22 protein-coding genes are annotated in these 20,948 nt (G+C 70.5%); 10 read left to right on the forward strand and 12 right to left on the reverse strand.

Annotated features, from left to right (window positions below):
- Nucleotides 1-382 precede the first annotated feature (382 nt).
- A complete protein-coding gene (locus tag AB0I12_RS41525) occupies nucleotides 383-1,762 on the reverse strand; it encodes an NAD(P)H-quinone dehydrogenase (protein WP_359941678.1) in 1,380 nt (459 codons plus the stop codon).
- A gap of 31 nt (nucleotides 1,763-1,793) precedes the next feature.
- Between AB0I12_RS41525 and AB0I12_RS41530 the strand changes: the two genes are divergently transcribed.
- Both AB0I12_RS41530 and AB0I12_RS41535 read left to right on the forward strand, forming a co-directional pair.
- Nucleotides 1,794-2,255, forward strand: a complete 462-nt coding sequence (locus AB0I12_RS41530; protein ID WP_359941681.1) for a gamma-glutamylcyclotransferase — start codon at nucleotides 1,794-1,796, stop codon at nucleotides 2,253-2,255.
- Nucleotides 2,256-2,264: 9 nt separating this feature from the next.
- The gene (locus AB0I12_RS41535; RefSeq protein ID WP_359941684.1) at nucleotides 2,265-3,914 is read left to right on the forward strand and encodes a phospho-sugar mutase; all 1,650 of its coding nucleotides are present in this window, start codon (nucleotides 2,265-2,267) and stop codon (nucleotides 3,912-3,914) included.
- 33 nt (nucleotides 3,915-3,947) lie between these two features.
- On the opposite strand, the gene AB0I12_RS41540 is transcribed toward AB0I12_RS41535, so the two are convergent.
- The 4 genes from AB0I12_RS41540 to AB0I12_RS41555 all read right to left on the reverse strand — a co-directional run bounded on the left by AB0I12_RS41540 (nucleotide 3,948) and on the right by AB0I12_RS41555 (nucleotide 7,118).
- Nucleotides 3,948-4,397, reverse strand: a complete 450-nt coding sequence (locus tag AB0I12_RS41540) for a hypothetical protein (protein WP_359941687.1) — start codon at nucleotides 4,395-4,397, stop codon at nucleotides 3,948-3,950.
- A 178-nt stretch (nucleotides 4,398-4,575) separates the two neighbouring features.
- Nucleotides 4,576-5,544 (reverse strand): neutral zinc metallopeptidase, encoded by a 969-nt coding sequence (locus AB0I12_RS41545; RefSeq protein WP_359941690.1) that lies wholly within the window; start codon nucleotides 5,542-5,544, stop codon nucleotides 4,576-4,578.
- Between the two features lie 114 nt (nucleotides 5,545-5,658).
- Nucleotides 5,659-6,510: an alpha/beta hydrolase-fold protein gene (locus tag AB0I12_RS41550; RefSeq protein WP_359941693.1), complete on the reverse strand. Its 852-nt coding sequence runs from the start codon at nucleotides 6,508-6,510 to the stop codon at nucleotides 5,659-5,661.
- A gap of 47 nt (nucleotides 6,511-6,557) precedes the next feature.
- Nucleotides 6,558-7,118, reverse strand: coding sequence for a PH domain-containing protein (locus tag AB0I12_RS41555; RefSeq protein ID WP_359941695.1), 561 nt, complete (start codon nucleotides 7,116-7,118; stop codon nucleotides 6,558-6,560).
- Nucleotides 7,119-7,176: 58 nt separating this feature from the next.
- Between AB0I12_RS41555 and deoC the strand changes: the two genes are divergently transcribed.
- The 4 genes from deoC to AB0I12_RS41575 are packed head-to-tail and all read left to right on the forward strand — an operon-like array spanning nucleotide 7,177 to nucleotide 11,453.
- On the forward strand, nucleotides 7,177-8,133 hold the full coding sequence (gene deoC / locus AB0I12_RS41560) for a deoxyribose-phosphate aldolase (RefSeq protein WP_355696380.1): 957 nt from the start codon (nucleotides 7,177-7,179) through the stop codon (nucleotides 8,131-8,133).
- 5 nt (nucleotides 8,134-8,138) lie between these two features.
- Nucleotides 8,139-9,575 (forward strand): aldehyde dehydrogenase family protein, encoded by a 1,437-nt coding sequence (locus AB0I12_RS41565; protein WP_359941698.1) that lies wholly within the window; start codon nucleotides 8,139-8,141, stop codon nucleotides 9,573-9,575.
- Nucleotides 9,565-10,437, forward strand: a complete 873-nt coding sequence (locus tag AB0I12_RS41570) for an aldehyde dehydrogenase family protein (RefSeq protein WP_359941701.1) — start codon at nucleotides 9,565-9,567, stop codon at nucleotides 10,435-10,437. The genes AB0I12_RS41565 and AB0I12_RS41570 overlap by 11 nt, the downstream gene beginning before the upstream one ends.
- A 2-nt stretch (nucleotides 10,438-10,439) precedes the next feature.
- Nucleotides 10,440-11,453 carry a S66 peptidase family protein gene (locus tag AB0I12_RS41575; protein WP_359941702.1) on the forward strand — a complete coding sequence of 338 codons (1,014 nt, stop codon included), beginning with the start codon at nucleotides 10,440-10,442 and terminating at the stop codon, nucleotides 11,451-11,453.
- On the opposite strand, the gene AB0I12_RS41580 is transcribed toward AB0I12_RS41575, so the two are convergent.
- Nucleotides 11,454-12,050: a hypothetical protein gene (locus AB0I12_RS41580; protein ID WP_359941705.1), complete on the reverse strand. Its 597-nt coding sequence runs from the start codon at nucleotides 12,048-12,050 to the stop codon at nucleotides 11,454-11,456.
- 17 nt (nucleotides 12,051-12,067) lie between these two features.
- Entirely contained in the window at nucleotides 12,068-13,087 is a 1,020-nt protein-coding gene (locus AB0I12_RS41585; protein WP_359941708.1) for a serine/threonine-protein kinase, read from the reverse strand.
- A gap of 160 nt (nucleotides 13,088-13,247) precedes the next feature.
- Between AB0I12_RS41585 and AB0I12_RS41590 the strand changes: the two genes are divergently transcribed.
- A complete protein-coding gene (locus tag AB0I12_RS41590; RefSeq protein WP_359941710.1) occupies nucleotides 13,248-13,787 on the forward strand; it encodes an RNA polymerase sigma factor in 540 nt (179 codons plus the stop codon).
- A gap of 1 nt (nucleotide 13,788) precedes the next feature.
- Here the strand turns inward: AB0I12_RS41590 and pepN are convergent, their stop codons facing one another.
- From pepN to AB0I12_RS41605, 3 genes are read right to left on the reverse strand one after another with little or no spacing between them, the layout of a single operon-like run.
- Nucleotides 13,789-16,230 carry an aminopeptidase N gene (gene pepN, locus AB0I12_RS41595; protein ID WP_359941712.1) on the reverse strand — a complete coding sequence of 814 codons (2,442 nt, stop codon included), beginning with the start codon at nucleotides 16,228-16,230 and terminating at the stop codon, nucleotides 13,789-13,791.
- A 10-nt stretch (nucleotides 16,231-16,240) separates the two neighbouring features.
- On the reverse strand, nucleotides 16,241-16,633 hold the full coding sequence (locus tag AB0I12_RS41600; RefSeq protein ID WP_359941715.1) for a hypothetical protein: 393 nt from the start codon (nucleotides 16,631-16,633) through the stop codon (nucleotides 16,241-16,243).
- A 9-nt stretch (nucleotides 16,634-16,642) separates the two neighbouring features.
- Nucleotides 16,643-17,722, reverse strand: coding sequence for an NAD(P)/FAD-dependent oxidoreductase (locus AB0I12_RS41605; protein ID WP_359941718.1), 1,080 nt, complete (start codon nucleotides 17,720-17,722; stop codon nucleotides 16,643-16,645).
- Nucleotides 17,723-17,790: 68 nt separating this feature from the next.
- Here AB0I12_RS41605 and AB0I12_RS41610 point away from each other — a divergent pair, with 68 nt between their 5' ends.
- Nucleotides 17,791-18,486: a TetR/AcrR family transcriptional regulator C-terminal domain-containing protein gene (locus AB0I12_RS41610; protein WP_359941721.1), complete on the forward strand. Its 696-nt coding sequence runs from the start codon at nucleotides 17,791-17,793 to the stop codon at nucleotides 18,484-18,486.
- On the opposite strand, the gene AB0I12_RS41615 is transcribed toward AB0I12_RS41610, so the two are convergent.
- A complete protein-coding gene (locus AB0I12_RS41615; RefSeq protein ID WP_359941724.1) occupies nucleotides 18,483-19,358 on the reverse strand; it encodes a LysR family transcriptional regulator in 876 nt (291 codons plus the stop codon). The two genes, AB0I12_RS41610 and AB0I12_RS41615, sit on opposite strands and share 4 nt — an antisense overlap.
- An 82-nt stretch (nucleotides 19,359-19,440) precedes the next feature.
- Here AB0I12_RS41615 and AB0I12_RS41620 point away from each other — a divergent pair, with 82 nt between their 5' ends.
- Nucleotides 19,441-20,184: a sulfite exporter TauE/SafE family protein gene (locus AB0I12_RS41620; protein WP_359941727.1), complete on the forward strand. Its 744-nt coding sequence runs from the start codon at nucleotides 19,441-19,443 to the stop codon at nucleotides 20,182-20,184.
- Entirely contained in the window at nucleotides 20,181-20,438 is a 258-nt protein-coding gene (locus tag AB0I12_RS41625) for a hypothetical protein (RefSeq protein WP_359941730.1), read from the forward strand. The genes AB0I12_RS41620 and AB0I12_RS41625 overlap by 4 nt, the downstream gene beginning before the upstream one ends.
- On the opposite strand, the gene AB0I12_RS41630 is transcribed toward AB0I12_RS41625, so the two are convergent.
- Nucleotides 20,422-20,919 carry a DUF1232 domain-containing protein gene (locus tag AB0I12_RS41630; RefSeq protein ID WP_359941733.1) on the reverse strand — a complete coding sequence of 166 codons (498 nt, stop codon included), beginning with the start codon at nucleotides 20,917-20,919 and terminating at the stop codon, nucleotides 20,422-20,424. The two genes, AB0I12_RS41625 and AB0I12_RS41630, sit on opposite strands and share 17 nt — an antisense overlap.
- Nucleotides 20,920-20,948: the final 29 nt, after the last annotated feature.

Here is a 20,948-nt window from a genome sequence, read left to right on the forward strand (position 1 = left end):
CGCCTGGCGTGGCCCTCGCGTTCGACCGCGGACCGCGCTGGCACGGGACGGCGGCGGTGGTGCCGAAGTAGGCGGCGTCGGCGTACCAGGTGTGCAGGTCCAGGATGCGTTCCCAGCCGCATCCGGTGATCGCCGTAGCGGCCACCCGGGACCGGTGCCGAGACGCCGTTACGTCAGCACCAGCGTCAGCTGCCGTTACAACCCCAAGCTCGGCGGTCGTCCGGACACCTTCAGCTGGCCGTCCAGCACCTGAAGACCCGCCCGACCACTTCCCTACCGCGGTAGGTCGATGCCTACTCTGGTGCGCTGACTGTCGCTGGCCCGGCAAACCCGGCCACGCAGCCAACTCCCACTCTTTGCATTGTCTTTCCTTGTTCTCGCCTCAGTTTCTGAGGTGGAGTCTTCGGGCTGCTTCGGCTACTGAGCCGGAGATGGAGGGGTAGACGGTGAAGGACTGAGCCACCTGGTCGACGGTGAGGCGGGCGGCTACGGCCAGGGAGATGGGGTGGATGAGTTCGCTGGCGCGGGGGGCGACCACGACGCCGCCGACGACGATGCCGGTGTTGGGCAGGCAGAAGAGTTTGACGAAGCCGTCGCGGACACCCTGCATCTTGGCGCGGGCGTTGTCGGCGAGCGGGACCTTGACGACCAGGGCGGTGCTTCCTCCGGCGTCGACGACTGCCTGGGTCAGGCCGACGGTGGCGATCTCGGGCGCGGTGAAGACGTTCGCCGAGACGGTCGACTGGTCCAGCGGTGCGACGGCGTCGCCGAGCGCGTGCGCCATCGCGATCCGGCCTTGCATCGCGGCCACCGACGCCAGCATCAGGACGCCGGTGCAGTCGCCGGCCGCATAGACGCCGCGGGCGGTGGTCCGCGAGACCCGGTCGACCTGCACGAACCCGCCGTCGGTGAGCGACACGCCCGACTCGACGAGATTCATGTCGTCGGTGTTCGGCAGCGATCCGACCGCGAGCAGCGCATGCGACCCCTCGACCTTCCGGCCGTCGGTGAGCGTCACCACGACCCCGTCGCCCTGCCGCTTCACCGACTCGGCCCGCGACTTGCTCAGCACGGTCAGACCGCGCCGCTTGAACACGTCCTCCAGCACCGCTGCCGCGTCGGCGTCCTCGCCCGGCAGCACCCGGTCCCGGGACGACACCAGGACGACGTCGCTCCCGAGCGCGTCGTACGCGCTGGCGAACTCGGCGCCGGTCACACCCGACCCGACCACGATCAGCCGCTCGGGCAGCTCGGAGAGCTCGTAGACCTCCTCCCAGGTCAGGATCCGCTCGCCGTCCGGCTCGGAGCCCTTGAGCACGCGAGGCCTTGCACCAGTGGCGATCAGCACCACATCGGCGTCCAGCCGCTCGTCTCCGGCCACGACCTTCTCCGGGCCGTCCAGCCGGCCCCGGCCCTGGATCACCCGGACCTTGTCCCGGTCCAGCCGGCGGCTGATACCCGCCGACTGGGCGGCGGCCAGCGCCTTCACCCGTTTGTTGACGACGGAGAGATCGACACGCACGGAGTTCGCCGGATCGTCGTCCCCGTCGTCCAGCCGGACGCCGAGCTCGCCGGCCTCCTCGACCTCGGTCATCACTTCCGCCGTGGCGATCAGGGTCTTGCTCGGCACCGCGTCCGTGCGCACGCCGGAACCGCCGATCCCGTCGGAATCGACGACCGTCACCTCCGCCCCTAGCTGGGCGGCCGCACTGGCCGCTTCGTACCCGCCTGGACCGCCTCCGATGATCACAACTCGCGCCACGGGAGGCCATTCTTCCGTATCCTCTGATTCCGTGACCCTGTACGCCGCGTTTGCGTCGAATCTGGACCCGAACCTGATGGCCGAGCGGTGCCCGTACTCGCCCCTGCGCGGGACCGGCTGGATCACCGGCTGGCGCCTCACCTTCGGCGGCGAGGAGCTCGGTTGGGAGGGTGCGATGGCGACTGTGGTCGAGGACCCGGCCGACCCCGCCAACCAGGTCTTCGTGGCGCTGTACGACATCCATCCCAAGGACGTCGAGCGGCTCGACGAGTGGGAGTGGATCGACCAGGGCGTCTACCGCAAGATCCAGGTCCGGGTGCAGACCCTGGACGGCGAGCAGCTGGCCTGGATGTACGTGCTGAACGCCTACGAGGGCGGCCTGCCGTCGGCCCGCTACCTGGGCATCCTGGCCGAGGCCGCCGAGGCAGCCGGGGCCCCCGACGACTACGTGGCGGACCTCCGAACCCGGCCTTGTCAGTCGTCGGGTCACTAGAGTGCCCATGTGACCGATGATCTGAAGGCCGCCGCCGAAGCCTGGCTGAGCGAGGACCCCGACCCCGACACGCGCGCCGAGCTGCGGACGCTCCTGGACGCCGGAGCTCTGCCAGATTCCAACAGCGCCGCAGAGCTGGCCGACCGCTTCGCCGGCACCCTGGAGTTCGGTACGGCGGGTCTGCGCGGCGCCGTCGGCGCCGGGCCGAACCGGATGAACCGGGTCGTGGTGATCCGCGCCGCCGCCGGACTCGCGGCGTACCTGAAGGCGAAGGGCCTCACCGACGGCCCGGTCCTGATCGGGTACGACGCCCGCCACAAGTCCGACGTCTTCGCGCAGGACACCGCGGCAGTGATCCGGGGCGCCGGCCTGGACGCCGTCCTGCTGGACCGGCCGGCCCCGACACCAGTGGTCGCCTTCGGGATCAGGCATCTGCACGCGGTCGCCGGCGTGGTCGTGACCGCGTCCCACAATCCGCCGCAGGACAACGGCTACAAGGTCTATCTGGGGGACGGCTCGCAGATCGTGCCGCCGGCCGACGCCGAGATCGCGGCCGCCATCGCCGCGGTCGGCCCGCTGGCCGAGGTGCCGCGGGGCGACGACTGGCAGCTGGCCGGTGACGACCTGCTGAACGCGTACCTGGATCGGATCGCCGAGCTGGTGCCCGCCGACGCGCCGCGGGACCTGAACGTCGCCTACACGCCGCTGCACGGCGTCGGGCGGACCCTGGTCGAGGCAGCTGTCGCCCGTGCGGGGTTCGCCGTACCGCGGGTGGTCGCGTCGCAGGCCGACCCGGACCCGGACTTCCCGACCGTCTCGTTCCCGAACCCGGAGGAGCCAGGCGCGATCGACGCGGCGCTGGACCTGGCCCGCGAGATGAACGCAGACATCGCGGTGGCGAACGACCCGGACGCGGACCGCTGCGCGGTGGCGGTCCCGGACGCTGCGGCGGACGGGGGCTGGCGGATGCTTCGCGGCGACGAGCTGGGCAGCCTCCTCGGCGAGTTCCTGCTCCCGGGATCAGCCGGCGTCGCCGCGTGCTCGATCGTGTCGTCGTCGCTGCTCGGCAAGATCGCGGCCTCGTACGGCGTCCGGTACGTCGAGACGCTGACCGGGTTCAAGTGGATCGGGCGGGTGCCGGACCTGGTGTTCGGCTACGAGGAGGCGCTCGGGTACTGCGTGGACCCGGCGGCCGTGAAGGACAAGGACGGCGTGTCGACGCTGGTCCGGGTGCTGCAGCTGGCGGCGCAGGCGAAGGCGGCGGGGCGCACGCTGGTCGACCTGCTGGACGACCTTGCGGTCAAGCACGGGCTGCACGCGACCGACCAGCTGTCGGTGCGGGTCGACGACCTGTCGCTGATCGCGCAGGCGATGGACCGGCTGCGCGCGACACCGCCCACGACGCTCGGGTCGTACGCCGTCGAGCGGATCGACGACCTGAGCCAGGGGTCGGAGGCGCTGCCGCCGACGGACGGGCTGCGGTACACGCTGTCCGACGGCGCACGCGTGGTCGTGCGCCCGTCGGGTACGGAGCCCAAGCTGAAGTGCTACCTCGAGGTGGTCGTCCCGGTCACGACGGACGTCCCCTCGGCACGCGCTCAGGCGGCAACCGCGTTGGCAGCCGTCAAGACGGACCTGGCTGCCGCGGCAGGTATCTGACTCCGGAACACCTGGCGGGTGGTTCCGGGAGCCTCAGCGGGTGGCTGCGGCCGCTTCGGCCTGCTCGGCACGCAGAGAGCTCTGCAGCGAGGAGTGCAGGATGCGGAGCGTGCTTGTGGACTGCATCAGCGCGTCCCGCTCGTCCGGGTTCCGGTTCGCCAGCGCGGTGATGTCGTTGATGGCGGCCTCGATCCGGGCGATCCGGTCAGCGACCGAACCCTCTTGACTGCTGGCCTTACGGATCGCATCGGACGTGACCGTCCAGATGTCCTCCTTGTCGTTGGTCCTGCGGGACATGTCCACCATCTGGCTCAGCGCGGCGAGGTCGTGATCGACCTGGGTGCGCTCCACCGGCACCGTGATCCCCACGGTCGCCTGCCGCAGCCGGGTGACGTGCCCGGACAGCTCCGACCAGGTGGACCGCCCGCTCTTGATCTTGTCCAGCACCTTCGCGTACTCGGTGTTGAACTCGTCGTAGTTCACTGTCCTTGACTCCTGCCGTTCGACGCTCGACTCAGAACTCTAGGGCGTGCGCACCCGAAACAAGTAACCACACAATCGCAGATCGTGCAGGTGTCGCCAAAACGAAACAGCCGCCCGGTACGCCAACGCGTACCGGGCGGCTGAGTTACGTGCTGCGAGTCGTCAGCTCACGTCGCGATCAGGCGACGTAGGTGGACGAGGCGTTGAAGGTGTTGCAGTTGCCCGCGACGGTGTAGCTGTGCTTCGCGTTGAAGCCGGCGGTCACCCAGAACGCGTGGTTCTTCAGCGAACCGTGGTCCCGGACCCCGCCCGGCTGGTCGCCGCTGTTGGAGACGATCCAGTTGTACTGGGTCATGAAGCCGCCGCTGAACGGGTAGTTGCGCTTGTTCGCGCCGTCCACGGCACCGCCCAGGCAGGACGCCTGCAGCTCACGACGGCGGCTCTCCTCGAGCTGCGCGGCGTAGGTGCTGAAGGCGCGCTGACGCTGCCAGGACGCGCCCAGGATGCCGGTCAGCCACTGGACGTGGTGGCCGTACTCGTGGGACAGCGTGAAGGTGGCGTACGCCTGCGCGAACGTCGGGCTCTGGTTCCAGTAGTTGATGATCTGGTAGGCCGGGATGTAGATCCACGCCTTGCCGTTGTAACCGCAGAAGAACGCGGTGTCGGTGACGGCGCCGCAGTACGAGTTGACCGTCCGGCTGTTGTGGACGACCAGCGTCGGGGCGACCTTGTACGCCGCGCCGGCCTGCTTCAGCGGCAGCGCCCAGGACCCGTAGAGGCACTTGAACAGGTTGTTCTCGTACGCCACCACGCCGTTGAAGGTGCGCAGCGAGACGTTCAGCTGCTTGCAGCCCGACGACGGGATCGCGCCGGTCTTGTACAGACTGTTGTAGCGCACGACGTTCGTCAGCGACGACTTCGTGGTGAGGCCGTCACCAGCCGGCGGGTTGCCGATCGCGTACGCGACGCCGTCGACCGGCGGCGCGGTCGCGGCGACCGCCGTGGCGGCGGTGTTCGCGGTGTTCGCGGCGCTGGTGGCGCCAGAGTCCTGCGCAGCCTGGGCGTTCGGCATCACCGCGGCCGCGAAGCCGGCCAGGGCGCCGACCGTGGCCACGCCACGCAGGGTGTAGCGGGAGAGGTTGACCATGAGCTCCACTCTCGATGTGTGTCTGGGGACCTGTCGGACCAATCCTGAGGTGCACAGGGGTTCACTCGGGGCTGGACACGGGTTCGGACGCGGCGATTCGCGCCACAGTTCCACTCATCGGCCGACTTTTTCGCCCAGGAATCGCAGCTGGTCAGGCAGCATGCGCCGCCAGTAGCCGGGAGTGTGTACGCCGGCCTGTTGCCCGCCGGCCGCCTGCAGTTGTTCGCGGAGCTCCCGGGCGGCGTCGGCGAACGGGTCGTCCCGCCCGCAGTCGATGCGGACGGCAACGTCCCGGAAACCGCTCGGCCGGTCGAACACCTGACTGCGCTCGAAGTCCGCGGCGTCGTCGAACGCGCCGGGCTGTACGTCGGCGTACGTCCGCCACAGCGCCGGGCTGAGCGCGCCGACCGCGACCGCCCGCGAGGACGGCCCGACCCGCCGCTGCCAGTAGTGCAGAGCGACCCACAGCAACGCGCCGTACCCGCCCATCGACCAGCCGAGGACGCCGAACCTGCTGGTCCGCAGGCCGCGCCTGGCCAGCAGGGGAAGGAATTCCTGGTCGAGCATGAACCCCGGATCGTTGCCGTCGGCGCGGCGGTGCCAGTAGCTGTCCCGGCCGCCGTCGACGGTCGCCAGCGCGAACGGCGGCGTCCCCGCCTGGACCGCGGCGGTCAGGTAGCGGTCGATGCCGAGGTCATTGACCGCGGAGGTGTGATCGCCGCCGCGGCCGTGCAGGACGAGGACGACGGGCAGCTCGGCCGCCGCGTCGTACCCGTGCGGATAGAGGATGCTGTAGCCGACCTTCGTCCGGCGGCCGAACGAGTCGAAGCTGCCGGACACCGCCGGGCCCGCGGGGACGTCGGGGACGACGCCGTCCGGACCGGTGAGGCCGAGCAGGTCGTGCACCCGGGCCCGGCCGGGGACGACCCCGGTCTCCAGGGCGGCGACCGCGGCGACTCCCGTCACCCCTGCCGCGACTCCGGTTCGGAGCAACGCGCGACGGGTGAGCACGCTCAGCGGACCACGGCCGCCACGACGGCGATCACGGCCAGCGCTCCGAAGATCGCCAGCTCCGGCACCGCCCAGGTGTTCTCGATCTCGCCGCCGGACGTCGCGGCGTACTGCTCCTGGTGGGTCTCGATCCGGTTCACGACGAACTCGGCCTTGGAGATCGAGCTCTCCGCGTTGGCCTTGCGACTGCCGACCCGCTGCTTGCGGAGGTCGCGCATGACCAGCTGGACGCCGGGGGCGCGGAACCGGCCGCCGTCGACGTGCACCCGGAGGATGTCGGTCACGTCGACGCCGGTCACCTTCGACCACGGGATCCGGTGGTCGCGCAGGTGGTTACGCAGCAGCACGTTCTCCGGGCTGAGGGTGACCGAGGGGCGGATCAGGCCGACGTAGGCCAGCACCATGAACATCCCGATGATCGCGGACACCATCAGGCCGGTCGTGGTCCGCCACTCCAGCAGCACGTCGAGCAGGCCGAGCGCCCCGATCACCAGCACGATGGCCCCGGTGATCCGGTTCGACGCGGACAGGTACTGCTCGCTCTCGGGCGATTTCGACTTCACCCGCACAAAGTAACCGGCCCGCGGTACCGGCACTAGGATCGGCACTAGACTCCCAGGGGTGACCACACTCGACAGCGGCGTCGACACACTGGCCGACGTGACCTCGTCCGAGGACCGGCTGCGCCGGTTCCTGCTCGGGCTGCCGGGCGTCGACCAGGTCGGCGCGGAGGCCCGCGCCGCCACCCTGAGCACCCGGTCGATCAAGACCACCGCGAAGCAGTACGCGCTGGACCTGGCGATCCGGATGATCGACCTGACCACGCTCGAAGGCCAGGACACCCCCGGCAAGGTGCGGGCCCTGTGCGCCAAGGCGAAGCGGCCCGACCCGTCCGACCCGTCCACCCCGCAGGTGGCCGCGGTCTGTGTGTACCCGGACCTGGTCGCCACCGCGAAGCGGGAGCTGAACGGCTCCGGGATCAACGTCGCGAGTGTCGCCACCGCCTTCCCCAGCGGGCGATCCAGCCTCGCGATCAAGATCCAGGACACCAAGGACGCGGTGGCGGCCGGCGCCGACGAGGTCGACATGGTGATCGACCGCGGCGCCTTCCTGTCGGGCCGCTACGGGATGGTGTTCGACGAGATCGCCGCGATCCGCGAGGCGGCCGGCGACGCGCACCTGAAGGTGATCCTGGAGACCGGTGAGCTGGTCACCTACGACAACGTCCGGCGGGCGTCCTGGCTGGCGATGCTGGCCGGTGCGGACTTCATCAAGACCTCCACCGGCAAGGTGTCCCCCGCGGCCACGTTGCCGGTCACCCTGGTGATGCTGGAGGCGGTCCGCGACTACCACGAGACCACCGGCCTGCACATCGGCGTCAAGCCGGCCGGCGGGATCCGGACCGCGAAGGACGCGATCAAGTACCTGGTCACCGTCAACGAGACGGCCGGACCGGACTGGCTGGACCCGGAGCTCTTCCGCTTCGGCGCCTCCAGCCTGCTGAACGACCTGCTGATGCAACGCACCAAGCTGGCCACCGGGCACTACCCGGGCCCCGACTACTTCACCTTGGACTGACAGGCATGAGCAGATTCGAGTACGCACCCGCGCCCGAGTCGCGCGCGATCGTGGACATCAAGTCGTCGTACGGGCTGTTCGTCAACGGCCAGTTCGTCGAGGCGACCGACGGCAAGCCGTTCAAGACCGTTTCGCCGGCCTCCGAGGAGGTCCTGGCCGAGGTCAGCGAGGCCGGTCCCGCCGACGTCGACAAGGCGGTTCGCGCCGCCCGCAAGGCGTTCGACAAGGTCTGGGGCCCGATGAGCGGCAGGGACCGGGCGAAGTACCTGTTCCGGATCGCCCGGCTGATCCAGGAGCGTGCGCGTGAGCTCGCGGTGCTGGAGTCGCTGGACAACGGCAAGCCGATCCGCGAGTCCCGCGATGTCGACATCCCGTTGGTGGCCGCGCACTTCTTCTACTACGCGGGCTGGGCCGACAAGCTCGAGTACGCCGGTGTCGGCGACGACCCGCGGCCGTGGGGCGTCGCCGGTCAGGTGATCCCGTGGAACTTCCCGATGCTGATGCTGGCCTGGAAGATCGCGCCCGCGCTGGCGGCCGGCAACACCGTCGTGCTGAAGCCGGCCGAGACCACCCCGCTGACCGCGCTGGCGTTCGCGGAGATCTGTCAGCAGGCTGACCTGCCGCCGGGCGTGGTGAACATCGTCACCGGCGCCGGCCGCACCGGTCAGGCCCTGGTGGAGCACCCGGATGTCGACAAGGTCGCGTTCACCGGCTCCACCGAGGTCGGCCGGGCGATCGCGAAGTCGGTGGCCGGCACCCACAAGGCGGTCACGCTCGAGCTCGGCGGCAAGGCGGCGAACATCGTCTTCGAGGACGCGCCGATCGACCAGACGATCGAGGGCATCGTCAACGGCATCTTCTTCAACCAGGGCCACGTCTGCTGCGCGGGTTCGCGGCTGCTGGTCCAGGAGAGCGTGTACGACGAGGTGCTCGGCCGGCTGAAGCGCCGGATGGAGACGCTGCGGGTCGGCGACCCGCTGGACAAGAACACCGACATCGGCGCGATCAACTCGGCGGCCCAGCTGGCGAAGATTCGCGAGCTGTCGCAGATCGGCGAGGACGAGGGCGCCGAGCGCTGGTCGCCGGAGTGCGAGCTGCCGGCCAACGGCTACTGGTTCCCGCCGACGGTGTTCACCGGCGTCTCGCAGGCGCACCGGATCGCCCGCGAGGAGATCTTCGGCCCGGTGCTGTCGGTGCTGACCTTCCGTACCCCGGCCGAGGCGGTCGAGAAGGCGAACAACACCCCGTTCGGGCTGTCCGCCGGGATCTGGACCGAGAAGGGCTCCCGGATCCTCTGGATGGCCAACCAGCTGCGCGCCGGCGTGGTCTGGGCGAACACGTTCAACCGCTTCGACCCGGCGTCGCCGTTCGGCGGCTACAAGGAGTCGGGCTACGGCCGCGAGGGCGGTCGCCACGGTCTGGAGGCCTACCTTGCCCACTGAGACTCAGCGGCTCGAAGTGCGTAAGACCTACAAGCTGTACATCGGCGGCGCCTTCCCGCGCAGCGAATCCGGCCGGTCCTACGTCGTGTCCAATGCCAAGGGCAAGTTCCTCGCCAACGCGTCGCAGGCCTCCCGGAAGGACGCTCGCGACGCCGTGGTGGCGGCCCGCAAGGCGTTCGGCGGCTGGCACGCGCGGACGGCGTACAACCGCGGTCAGGTGCTCTACCGGATCGCCGAGGTGATGGAGGGCCGGCACCAGCAGTTCAGTGCCGAGGTCTCCGCGTCCGAAGGGTTGTCGATCTCCAAGGCCCGCGCGGTCGTGGACGCGGCGATCGACCGCTGGGTCTGGTACGCGGGCTGGGCCGACAAGCTCGCCCAGGTGGTCGGCTCCAGCAACCCGGTGGCCGGGCCGTACTTCGACTTCTCGTTGCCCGAGGCAACCGGCGTGGTCGCGGTGCTCGCGCCGCAGGATTCCAGCCTGCTCGGCCTGACCAGCGTGATCGCGCCCGCGATCGTGTCCGGCAACACGGTCGTCGCCGTCTCGTCGTTCGAGCGGCCGCTGCCGGCCGTCACGCTGGGCGAGGTGATGGCGACCTCCGACGTACCGGGCGGCGTGGTCAACATCCTCACCGGGTCGGCGTCCGAGATTGGGCCGTGGCTGGCGTCGCACCAGGACGTGAACGCGATCGACCTGTGCGGCATCGAGTCCGAGGACGAGGCCCGCGACCTGGAGATCGCCGCGGCCGGCAACCTCAAGCGGGTCCGCCGTCCCGCCGAGGAGGACTGGACCGCGGACCAGGGCCTGTCGCGCCTCACGCAGTACCTCGAACTGAAGACCGTCTGGCACCCGATCGGAGTCTGACAGTGCTGAAGCGTGGTGACCGGGTCGCGGTCGTCTCGCCGTCCGGTGGGTTGCCGGAGATCTTCCCGGGTCCGTACGAGCTCGGCCTGCGCCGGATGCGGGAGGACTTCGGGCTCGAGCCGGTCGAGTACCCGACCACCCGGAAGCTGCGGACCTCCCCCGCGGAGCGCGCCGCCGACCTGCACGCGGCCTGGTCGGACCCGTCGATCCGTGCGGTCTTCGCATCGATCGGCGGCTCCGACCAGCTCACCGTGCTGAAGCATCTGGACCCGGCGGTCTTCGCGGCCGATCCCAAGCCGTTCTTCGGGTACAGCGACAACACCAACCTGCTGAACTTCCTGTATTCGCTGGGCCTGCCGGGCTACTACGGCGGCAGCGTCATGGTGCAGTTCGGCCGCGGCGGCGCGATGCACCCGGACACCGAACGGGCGTTGCGTGCGGCGATCTTCGGCGGCGGCGAGTTCGAGCTGACACCTGCCGCGGGCTGGACCGACGTCGACCACGACTGGAGCGTCCCGGCGAACCTCGAGACCGAGCCGCCGTTGTTCCCCGGCACCGGCTGGACCTGGAGCGGCACGCGCGAGGTCACCGGGAAGCTCTGGGGCGGTTGCATCGAGATTCTCGACTGGCAACTCGCCGCGAACCGCTGGATGCAGCCGACCGAGTCGTACGGCGGGGTGCTGTTCGGTGAGACCAGCGAGGAGCTGCCGTCGTCGGAGCACGTCTACAGGATGCTCCGCAACCTCGGCGAACGCGGTCTGCTGGAACGCTTCGACGCGGTGCTCTGGGGGCGCCCGAAATCCCGGGCGCTGGATCGGACGATGACGCCGGAGCAGTCGGTCGCATACGTCGCCGACCAGTACATCGCCGTCGACCGCGCACTCGCGGAGTACAACCCGGACGCGGTGGTCGTGAAGGGCCTCGACATCGGTCACACCGACCCGATGCTCGTCCTCCCGTACGGCGGACCCGTGCGCGTCGACCCGGCCGCGCAGCGGATCACGGTCACCTACTGACTACCGCACTGCTGTGCGGGTCAGAGCCGGGTTCGGGTCCGGGTAGCAGGCGACCGGTGCGGATGTGGTGACGAACTTCCACTTGATCTTGGCCTGCAAGGTGAGGCCGGGGTCGTCGTAACTGGTGCCCTTGAGCTTGGTCTCGATGGTGGTGCCGGCGTGGCCGGACTTCAGGCGGACGCTCAGCGCCGGGAGTTCGTAGCTCGCGCCGCCCGGGATCGGACCGGCGACCTTGACGACCGCGGTGTTTCCCTCGAGCTGCACAGTGGGAGTGGAGTTGAGGCCGGAGCCGCCGGTGAGGCGGGCGCTGAGGTAGGACGAGTTCGCCGGCACCGGGATGCGCAGCGCGAGGTCGCGGACCTCCTTCAGCTTGAAGCCCTTCACCTCGCTCGGGAGGGTGCCGGGTTGCAGGTGGACGGCGACGGTGAAGCGCGAGTTGGCGGGGACGACGACCGGCGCCTGCGCGTCGACGGCCTGCCGGAGCGAGACGGTGTGCCGGCCGAACTTGGTGTCGGCGCGACAGGCATAAGTGGCGGCAGGCGGCGCTGCCGGGGTCAACAAGGCAAGAGTCACCGCAATACTGCAGTAAGTAGCCATGTGACTACTCTATGCAGTCACATCCCGAAGAGGAACCATCCGCCGACGCCTGCCGCGACGAACACCACGGGCAGCGCGAGGAGGAACCATGCGCGCCGCCGGCGCCGTCGCCGGACCGGCGGGTCGGCCGCGACGGTCGTGTCGGTCGTGTCGATGGCGTCGTCGGTGATCGTGGTCCGCTCGGAGGCCCGCAGCGGCGCCTCCTGCTCCAGCCGGTACGCCTCCGCCTCCAGGCGCTCGGCCAGCGTGTCCGCACGCTCCCAGCGGTCCGTTACGCGGTAGGCGAGCGTCCGCGCGAAGATGTCGTCGAGCTGCCCGACCGACTCGTGCAGCATTGGGCGCAGGCTCGGCGGCGGCAGGTCCGGGTCACGGTTCAGCACGTCGCCGATCGAGCCGGCGGAGTACGGCGGATGGCCGGTGACCAGTGCGTACGTGACCGCGCCGACCGCGTAGATGTCCGCGCGCTCGTCGAATCCGCCGTCACCGCGGCCCTGCTCGGGCGCCATGTACGACGGCGTACCGACGGCCTGGGTGAGTCCGGACGCCTCGGCGGCCCGTTTCGCCAGGCCGAGGTCGGCGAGCACGATCCGGTGCGTGCCGCCGCCGACCTCGTCGCCCGGCCGGAGCAGCAGGTTCGCCGGGGTGACGTCGCGGTGCACGACACCCTCACTGTGCAATGCGGCCACCGCGCGCGCCAGGTCCGCGCCCCACCAGAGCGCGTCCACCGCGTCGAGCGGCCCGCGCTTCAGGACATCCCCGATGGTGCCGCCGCCGACGTAGTCCATCACGAAGTACGGACGGCCGTCCGGGAGCTTGCCGAGGTCGAACACCCGGACCACGCGGTCGCTGGAGATCCGCCGCATCAGCCGCGCCTCGGACAGGAAGCGCTCGCGGACGTCGGCGCGCGACGCCCAGTTGTCCGCGAGCACCTTGACGGCGACTTCAACGTCCAGGTCGTCGTCGTACCCGCGCCAGACGGTCGCGAACGCGCCCGCGCCGATCTTGTCCCGTAACCGGTACCGCCCGATGACATCCATCCCGGCTATTGTCGGTCACAACCAAGCTCAAGAGGGGGAGCATGACGGTATTAATGCCACGCCTCCGGCGCGGCGGGTCATGGGGCTGGAACTCCCGGTCTTCCCTCGTCGCTCCGGTCGCTTCGCTCCCTCCGCTCCTCAGTCCAGACCGGGAGGCCCCATGACCGAGGAGTTGGAAGAACTCGCGGCTCGGGCTGCGGCCGGGGACCAGACGGTGCTTCCACAACTTCTTCAGGCCATCCGGCCGCAGGTGCAGCGCCGGGTGGCCAAGTTCCTGCCGTACCGGGAGGACGCCGAGGAGGCGGTCCAGGACACCCTGCTGCAGGTGGCGAACAAGGTGCACACCTTCAAGGGCACCGGGAGCTTCGCGGGCTGGGTGACGATCGTGGCCACCAACCAGGCGCGGCAGACCTACCGGTCGCTGAAGCGCCGCTCGGTCGAGCAGTCCGCCGAGGTGCTGCCGGAATCGGTCGACCCGCGGACCACCTCCGTCATCGCCGGGTCGCGGCTCGACCTCCTCGAGGCGCTGGAGGCCCTCGAGTCGAGTCACCCGCAGCTCGTCCAGCCGCTCGTCCTGCGCGACCTCGGCGCCCTGTCGTACGCCGAGATCGCCGATGAGCTGGACGTTCCGCTCGGCACCGTGAAGGCCCGGATCCACCAGGCCCGCAAGGCCGTCGCGGAACGTCTCACCGTCCGCTGACTCAGCCGAAGGTACGCCGTACCTCGACGGCGCGGCGCAGGTCGTCGAGGAAGTCCGCGGTCTGCCGGCGGATGCCGGACACCACGGACTCGTCCGCGATCAGGGCCTCGGCCGGGGCGATCAGCTCCGGGTCGACGCTGAAGCGCGGCGCGATGCGGTGAGCGGTGAGCCCGAGGACCATGCCGGACCGGATCTCGCCGGTGTGCGCGATGTCGGTGAAGTAGCGGCGCTCGTACGGCGCTGTCGCGGCGGCCTGGATCGGGTGCCAGAAACCCTCCGCCGCGGCGAGGAGTTCCTTCACGCCGACGGTCGGGTCGGTCATGATCCGCGTCCAGGCCGCTTCCTTGCCGTCGGGCAGCGCGGCGCGGCAGCGGGCCGCCTGGTTCACGCCTTCGGTGGAGCGGTCGCGTGCCAGTTCGGCGTCGATCTCCGCGGCGCCGTACGCCCCGAGCCGCACCAGCCGCAGGACGATCGCCCAGCGCAGGTCCGCGTCGATCTCCAACCCGTCCGGGCCGGCGGTGCCCTGCAACCAGGAGGTCAGCAGGCCGGCGTCGTCCGTGGTCGCGATCAGGCCCCGCACGGTCACCAGTTGCAGGCTGCTCCCCGGCGCGGTCCGCGCCAGCTTGTCGCGCAACGCGTCGGCCGCCACACCGTGGTACTCGTCGTAGTCCAGGTACCGCCCGAGCAGCCGGTTCTCGAGCCACTGCACGAGAGATCCGACCGCGATATCGCTCGTCTCCTGCGGAAGCGCCGCCACGAACAACTCGAGCGCCCGCCGCGGATCCAGCTCCGCATCCGCGACCGAGTCCCGCACCGAGTTCCACACCACCGCCCGCGTGGTCCCGTCGCCGATCGTCGGCAGCACCACCGGCAGATTGGCCAGACTGGTCGCGTCGAGCCGGACCTTCGCCCAGGTGTCGTCCTCGGCGTCCGGCACGACCACGGCGACATCGTTGCCTAACGCAACTTCGACCGAGCCTTCGTCGAGAACCACGTCGACCGGGGTCCCCGATCCGTCCGCGGCGTACCCGCCGACGCTCAGCTTGTGCAACCGCCGCGACTCGTCCGGGCTCGAACGGTGCAGTACGGCTCCGGCCGCCGTCCGCTCAGCGGAAATCGTGTCCAGCCCGGACGTCCGCAACCATTGGCCGGACCAAGCATCCAGGTCGCGCGCTCCAGCCTCGGTGAGCTTGTCGATGAACTCGGCCAGATCCGCGTTCCCGTACTCGTGCGCCTCCAGATGCGCGTTCACCCCCTTGAGGAACACGTCGTCGCCCAGGTACTTGGCGAGCTGCTTCAGCACCGCCGCGCCCTTCGCGTAGGAGATCCCGTCGAAGTCGTCGAGCGACTGCCGCGCATCCTTCAGACTGTCCGGCGCCACGGGATGGGTGGAGCTGGTCTGGTCCGTGTGCAGCCCCCACCACTTCCGCACGAACGCGAAGTCGGTCCAGTTGCCGGCGTAGCTGGTCGCGTCCTCCGACACCCGGTGCGCCATGTACTCGGCGAACGACTCGTTCAGCCACATGTCGTTCCACCACTTCATCGTGACCAGGTCGCCGAACCACATGTGCGCCATCTCGTGCACGACGATCCGGGCCCGGGTACTGCGCTCCGCCTCGGTCGCCTGCCCGCGGTACACGAGGCCGTCCGCGAACGTCACGCACCCGGGGTTCTCCATGGCGCCGAGGTTGAAGTCCGGCACGAACGCCTGCCAGTACTCGCCGAACGGGTACCGCTGCCGGAACAGCCGGTGATACTCGTCGAACGCCTCACGCGTGGTCCGGAACAGATCCTCGGCGTCGCGCTCGAGGTGCTCCTTCAACGACTGCCGGCAGGCAAGGCCGAGCGGGATCCCGTCGTGCTCGGAGCGGATCTGGTGGTACGGCCCGGCCACGACCGTGACGAAGTACGTCGACAGCGGCTTGGTCTCGGCGAGCGCCCACTCGCCGGGCGCGGTGCGGGTGGCGGCGCCGTTGCCGAGGACCACCCAGTCCTCGGGGCACTTCACGGTCACGGTGTACGGCGCTTTGAGGTCGGGCTGGTCGAAGCACGGGAAGTACCGCGGCGCGGACTCCAGCGAGGACATGCCGTACGTATAGACGCGGCCGTCCGCGGCATCGACGGACCGGACGAGGCCCTCGCCGTCGGCGGAGTACTTCAGCTCCGCGGTGACCACGAGCTCGTTCTCCGCCTGGAGGTCGCTCAACGGATACCGGCCGCCGTCCAGCAGCAGCGGGTCCAGGACCTGCCCGTTGAGCTCGACGCCGAGCAGCCGCTCGGGTTTCACGTCCACCCAGCTGCCGGCGCTCGTCGCCCCGAACCGGATCCGGCTGGTCGTCACGAACGTGTCCCCGGCGCCGGTCAGGTCGAACGCAATCTCGTACGACCGTAGGGCCAGGTCTGCCGCCCGTTGCCGGGCCTCTTCAACTGTCAGCGCGCGCATGCACAGCACGCTATCCCGCCGCGCCGGTTGCCCTCCTCCGCGCGGTGTCTGCTGCCAGCGAAGCAACCGCGCGGATCTGTTCGTCCGTCGTCCGCTCCAGCACTCCCGAGAGCAGCTCGGCGTCGTCGGGCTCGGCCAACGTCGTCAGTACATTCAGGGCGCTCAGGTGGTCGAAGCCGGCCTTGATGTCCTCGCTCGCCTCCACCGGCGGTCGGGACAGGATCTCGAGCGCGACCTGGCGGACGTCGCCGGCCAGCGGTTCGAGCGGGTTGCCGCCGCTCAACCGCGTGTACGCCGCGGCCACCTGGTACATGTTCAGCGCCCGGCAGACGGTCGGCACGTTGGGGCTGTGCAGCAACGCGTCGAACGCCTGCAGGGGGATGCCGACCTCGTCCGCACTCATGCCTGAAGGCTAGTCGGCGGGCTCGGGTGTGAAGAACCGCAGTACCTTCTCGCCGGCGTCCGGGCCGGTCAGCAGCTCGGCGGCCGCTGCCGAGCGGCGCGCGGTCTCGGCGGCGCGAGCGAACATGGCCGGCTCGTATTCGTCGAGCGCCGCCTCCACGTCACCTGGGTGCGCCGCGATGGCCCGGGCGAGTTCGGCGCCGTCGAGCATGGCGTGATTCGCCCCCTCGCCGACCGGTGGCATCAGATGGGCGGCGTCACCGAGCAGCGTGACGCCTGGCCGGCGCGGCCACGTCAGACCGATCGGCAGGACGGACAGCGGACGCACCACGAACGGCTCATCGCACGCAGCGAGCAGTCGCTGGAACTGCGGCGCCCAACCGTCGAGCAGTTCGCCGACCGCGGGCGGATCGAAGTCGGGCGGGCCCTGCAGCGAGACCCCGACCGTGATGGTGCCGTTCCCGTTGCGTTGCGCGGCGAGCCGCCGATCCGGCCCGAAGGCCCAGAAGTTGCCCCGGCCGACCATGGCCGCCAGCTCGGGCTGGGTGCGGTCGGCGTCGTGGATCGCGCTCAGGATCGAGATGCTGCCGGTGTGCTCGGGCCGGACGTCGGTCAGCAGCGGGCGGACACGCGAGTTGGCACCGTCGGCGCCGACGAGCAGGTCGCAGGTCGCCGTACTGCCGTCGGCGAAGTGCAGGGTGTGGCCGTCGGCGTGCTGGAACGCGCTGCCCCAGCGGACGGTGCCCGCCGGCAGCGATCGCAGCAGCAGGTCCCGCAGGTCGGCACGGTCGATCTCCGGCCGCGCCATCGGCGCGTCGTCGGGGGTGTCCTCCTGGAGCAGCAGGGCACCCGTGAAGTCGAACATGCGCATGTCCTGCCCCTCGCGGCGGGCGTGGCGCAAGAACTCCTGCTCCAAACCGGCCGCGCGCAGGGCGGCCTGGCCGGTGTCGGTGTGCAGGTCGAGCATGCTGCCCTGGTCGCGGGCGTCGCGCGAGGCGTCCCGCTCGTACACCACCGCGGCGATGCCGTGGACGTGCAGCACCCGGGCGAGCGTGAGTCCACCAGGACCCCCGCCGATGATCGCGATCATGCTTCTCCTCTCGATACACCGTATGAGTCGATACACTGTATCGACAAAGCCAGTGTATCGTTCACCGCGTGCCGAACGAATCCGTGATCTGGGAACGGCCGGAGCCTCCCGAGCGACAGGCCCCGAGCCCGCTCAGCCGGGAGCGGATCGTCCGCGCCGCCATCACACTCGCGGACGCGGACGGCCTGGACGCCGTGTCGCTGCGGAAGGTCGCCGCCGCGCTCGACGCCGGCCCGATGCGCCTCTACCGGTACGTCGACACCAAGGACGAGTTGCTCGCGCTGATGGCCGACGCGGTGTACGCCGAGATCCCCGCGCCCACCGGATCGACAGCGGGCGACGTCCTGCGCTCGATCGCCCACGGGATCCGCGACGCCGCCCTACGGCATGAGTGGTTCGCGGACCTGCACGGCGGCCGGCCACACCTCGGTCCGGCGACCCTGGCCCACGCCGAGGCGTGCCACGCCGCGCTGCACGCATCCGGCGTGGACGACCTCGACGCGAGGGCCGGCGCGATGGAGACGCTGAGCGTCTACCTGGTCGGCGCCGTCCGCAAGGAAGTCGCGGAGCGCCGCGCCGAGCGGGCGAGTGGGCTGGACAAAGAGCAATGGCAGCACACGTTCGGGCCGTACCTCCAGCGAATGCTTGCCACCGGCCACTATCCGCGGCTGGGCGAGTCGGTCCGCGGCGCCCGGCACCTGACCGCGTCCGAGGTGTTCGAGCTCGGCCTGGACTACCTCGTCGAAGGCATGGCGTCGCGCTAGCCGTCCGCCGCCGCGTGCAGGTGGGACGCGAGCAGGTGGGTGGCTTCCGGTGCGTCGGCGGCGTAGCACAGCAGATGGGCCCGGCGTGACCAGGAATCCTGGAGCGGGCAGATTTCCGCGGCGGCCGTGGCGTTCACGGCTCGGCGCGGTACGACGGCGAGCCCGGCGCCGGCGGTGGCGAGCGTGATCAAGGCGTGCAGGGTCGGCACCAGCGTTCGGTAGCGCGGGGCCGGCGCGTGCGGGCCGAGGCGGTCGTCCATCCACTGGCTGAGCGGCGAGTGCCGGTCGAGACCGACGAGCGGATGCTCGGCCACCTCGGCGTACGCGATCGAGGCCCGCCCGGCGAGGATGCCGCCGGCCTGCCCGATCACCACCAGCGAGTCGTCGGCCAGCGGTTCGGTCCGAAGCTGGGTCGGCTCGTCGTCGAGGATCACGCCGAGATCCGCCTCGCCGGCCGCGAGCAGGCGGACGCTGCGGATCGTCCGGCGCTCGCTCACGTTCACGTCGTACTCCGGATGGTCGCGGAGGAACGTGGCCAGTGCGAGCGGGACCAGCTGGTGCATCGCGGACCCGCCCGCGACCAGGCGGATCGGCGCCGCGCGCGACCCGGCGTACGACGCGACCGCACTGTCCAGCCGGATCGTCTCGGCGAGCACCTCACGGGCGTGCCGGGCGAGCGTGGCGCCGGCGGGCGTCAGCCGGACGCCGCGTCGCTCGCGCACCAGCAGCGGTACGCCGGCCTGCGCTTCGAGTGCTCTGACCCGCGCACTGGCCGAAGGCAGACTGAGGTGCATCAGGCGCGCGCCGCCGGTGATCGAGCCTTCCACCGCGACGTGGGTGAACAGCCGGAGATCGTCCAGGTCGTACCGCATGTCATTAGCCTACGTCTCTGACTAAGGCTGGCTATGGGGATCGCGCATTGTGGAGTGCGCGCCGGACCCGGATCCTCGAAGGGTGCTGCTGATCCTCCTGGCCGGTGTCGCCGCCGGCGCGCTCAACGCCGTCGGCGGTGGCGGGAGCTTCGTAGCACTGGCTGCCCTGGTGGCCGCCGGCATGCCGCCGGTCACCGCGAACGCGACCACGACCGTCGCCCTGCTGCCCGGGAACGCGACCAGCGCGTGGGTCTACCGGCGAGAGATCGAGGGACTCACCCAGCCGTCGCCTGCCCGGCTCACCCTCGCCAGCGTCGCCGGCGGGGCGATCGGAGCGGGCTTGCTGCTGTTGCTGCCGTCGGCCTCTTTCGACGCGGCGGTCCCCTGGCTGCTGGCGTTCGCGACAGTCGTTCTCGCGTTCGGCAAGCATCTGACGGCCGCGCTGCGACTCGGGCGACCCGGCCCGGCCGCGATCCTGGCCGGCCAGTTCCTGCTGGCGATCTACGGCGGGTACTTCGGCGGCGCGGTCGGCCTGATGATGCTCGCGTTCTGGACCGCGACGACATCGCTCGACCCGGCGCGCGGCAACCCGCTGCGGGTCATCCAGGTCGCGGCGGTCTACCTGACCGCGGCGGTGATCTTCGTGTTCGCGGCCGACGTACTCGCGCAGCCGCTGCATCTGGTCGCTCTGCTGGCGGGCGCAGTGCTCGGCGGGTACGGCGGGGCGCATGTCGTCCGCCGGCTGCCACCGACGATGCTCCGCGGGCTGGTCCTCGGTACGGCGGTCCTGATGACCGGCCTGTTCTTCGTCCGGGCGTTCGGATGAATCGGGCGCAGCTGGCCATGGCGTACCAGGCCTGCGAGGTCGCGGACCTGGCGGCCGCGGCGGTCGGGCTGGACGATCCGGTGGAGGCGGCTGCCCAGGCGGCGCGGGTCCTCGCGGCTGCTCGGCAACTGGTCGCCGCCGCGGACCGGCTCGGCTCGTGCGAGCCGCCCGCGGATCCGCTGCAACGCTTCGCCTACGAGTACCCGGAGGAAGCCGCCGGGGACGTGGCCGACTGGGTCAGGCGCCGCCTGTAGACCGGCGACCGCTCGGCGACTGGTGCGGGAGTTGCTCGCGCTCCTTGCGCAGATACAGGCCCGCTGCGGTCGACACGCTGGTGAGCAGCCAGACCGCGACCCCCGCGTCGTCGGTGACGCCAATGATCGGCAGCAGGTCCGGCAGGATGTCGATGGGCGACACCAGGTACACGAGCGCGAGCACCCACAGGAACGTCCGGCTCTTCGGCAGATCGGCGTACGTCCCTCGGCGGACGTCCCGGAGCAGCCGCGGCAGCGCCTTCGCCCGGTCGAACACAGTGCCGACCGGGACCGGCTCGCCGTTCGCGATCTTCCGCCGCCGGACCGCGCGCCGGCGCAGCACGCCCAGCACACCGACCACGGCACCGATGACGAGCAACCCGATCCCGACCGCGACGGCGGGCAGCCCGACGACGTCATCGTCGCGGACCAGCAACGTCAGCAGCCCGATCAGCCCGAGCACCGCACCGAAATACACCATCAGTCCACTGTAGACGTCAGCACGTGACG

The organism is Kribbella sp. NPDC050459 (assembly GCF_040655315.1).
Classification (GTDB): Bacteria; Actinomycetota; Actinomycetes; order Propionibacteriales; family Kribbellaceae; genus Kribbella.

Excerpts from the sequence above, each read along its gene's own strand:
- AB0I12_RS41580 (WP_359941705.1), bottom strand. The coding sequence starts at position 12,050 with ATGGCTACTTACTGCAGTATTGCGGTGACTCTTGCCTTGTTGACCCCG.
- AB0I12_RS41590 (WP_359941710.1), top strand. The coding sequence starts at position 13,248 with ATGACCGAGGAGTTGGAAGAACTCGCGGCTCGGGCTGCGGCCGGGGAC.
- AB0I12_RS41630 (WP_359941733.1), bottom strand. The coding sequence starts at position 20,919 with ATGGTGTATTTCGGTGCGGTGCTCGGGCTGATCGGGCTGCTGACGTTG.
- AB0I12_RS41565 (WP_359941698.1), top strand. The coding sequence starts at position 8,139 with ATGAGCAGATTCGAGTACGCACCCGCGCCCGAGTCGCGCGCGATCGTG.
- AB0I12_RS41600 (WP_359941715.1), bottom strand. The coding sequence starts at position 16,633 with ATGAGTGCGGACGAGGTCGGCATCCCCCTGCAGGCGTTCGACGCGTTG.
- AB0I12_RS41605 (WP_359941718.1), bottom strand. The coding sequence starts at position 17,722 with ATGATCGCGATCATCGGCGGGGGTCCTGGTGGACTCACGCTCGCCCGG.
- AB0I12_RS41545 (WP_359941690.1), bottom strand. The coding sequence starts at position 5,544 with ATGGTCAACCTCTCCCGCTACACCCTGCGTGGCGTGGCCACGGTCGGC.
- AB0I12_RS41585 (WP_359941708.1), bottom strand. The coding sequence starts at position 13,087 with ATGGATGTCATCGGGCGGTACCGGTTACGGGACAAGATCGGCGCGGGC.
- AB0I12_RS41615 (WP_359941724.1), bottom strand. The coding sequence starts at position 19,358 with ATGCGGTACGACCTGGACGATCTCCGGCTGTTCACCCACGTCGCGGTG.
- AB0I12_RS41625 (WP_359941730.1), top strand. The coding sequence starts at position 20,181 with ATGAATCGGGCGCAGCTGGCCATGGCGTACCAGGCCTGCGAGGTCGCG.
- pepN (WP_359941712.1), bottom strand. The coding sequence starts at position 16,230 with ATGCGCGCGCTGACAGTTGAAGAGGCCCGGCAACGGGCGGCAGACCTG.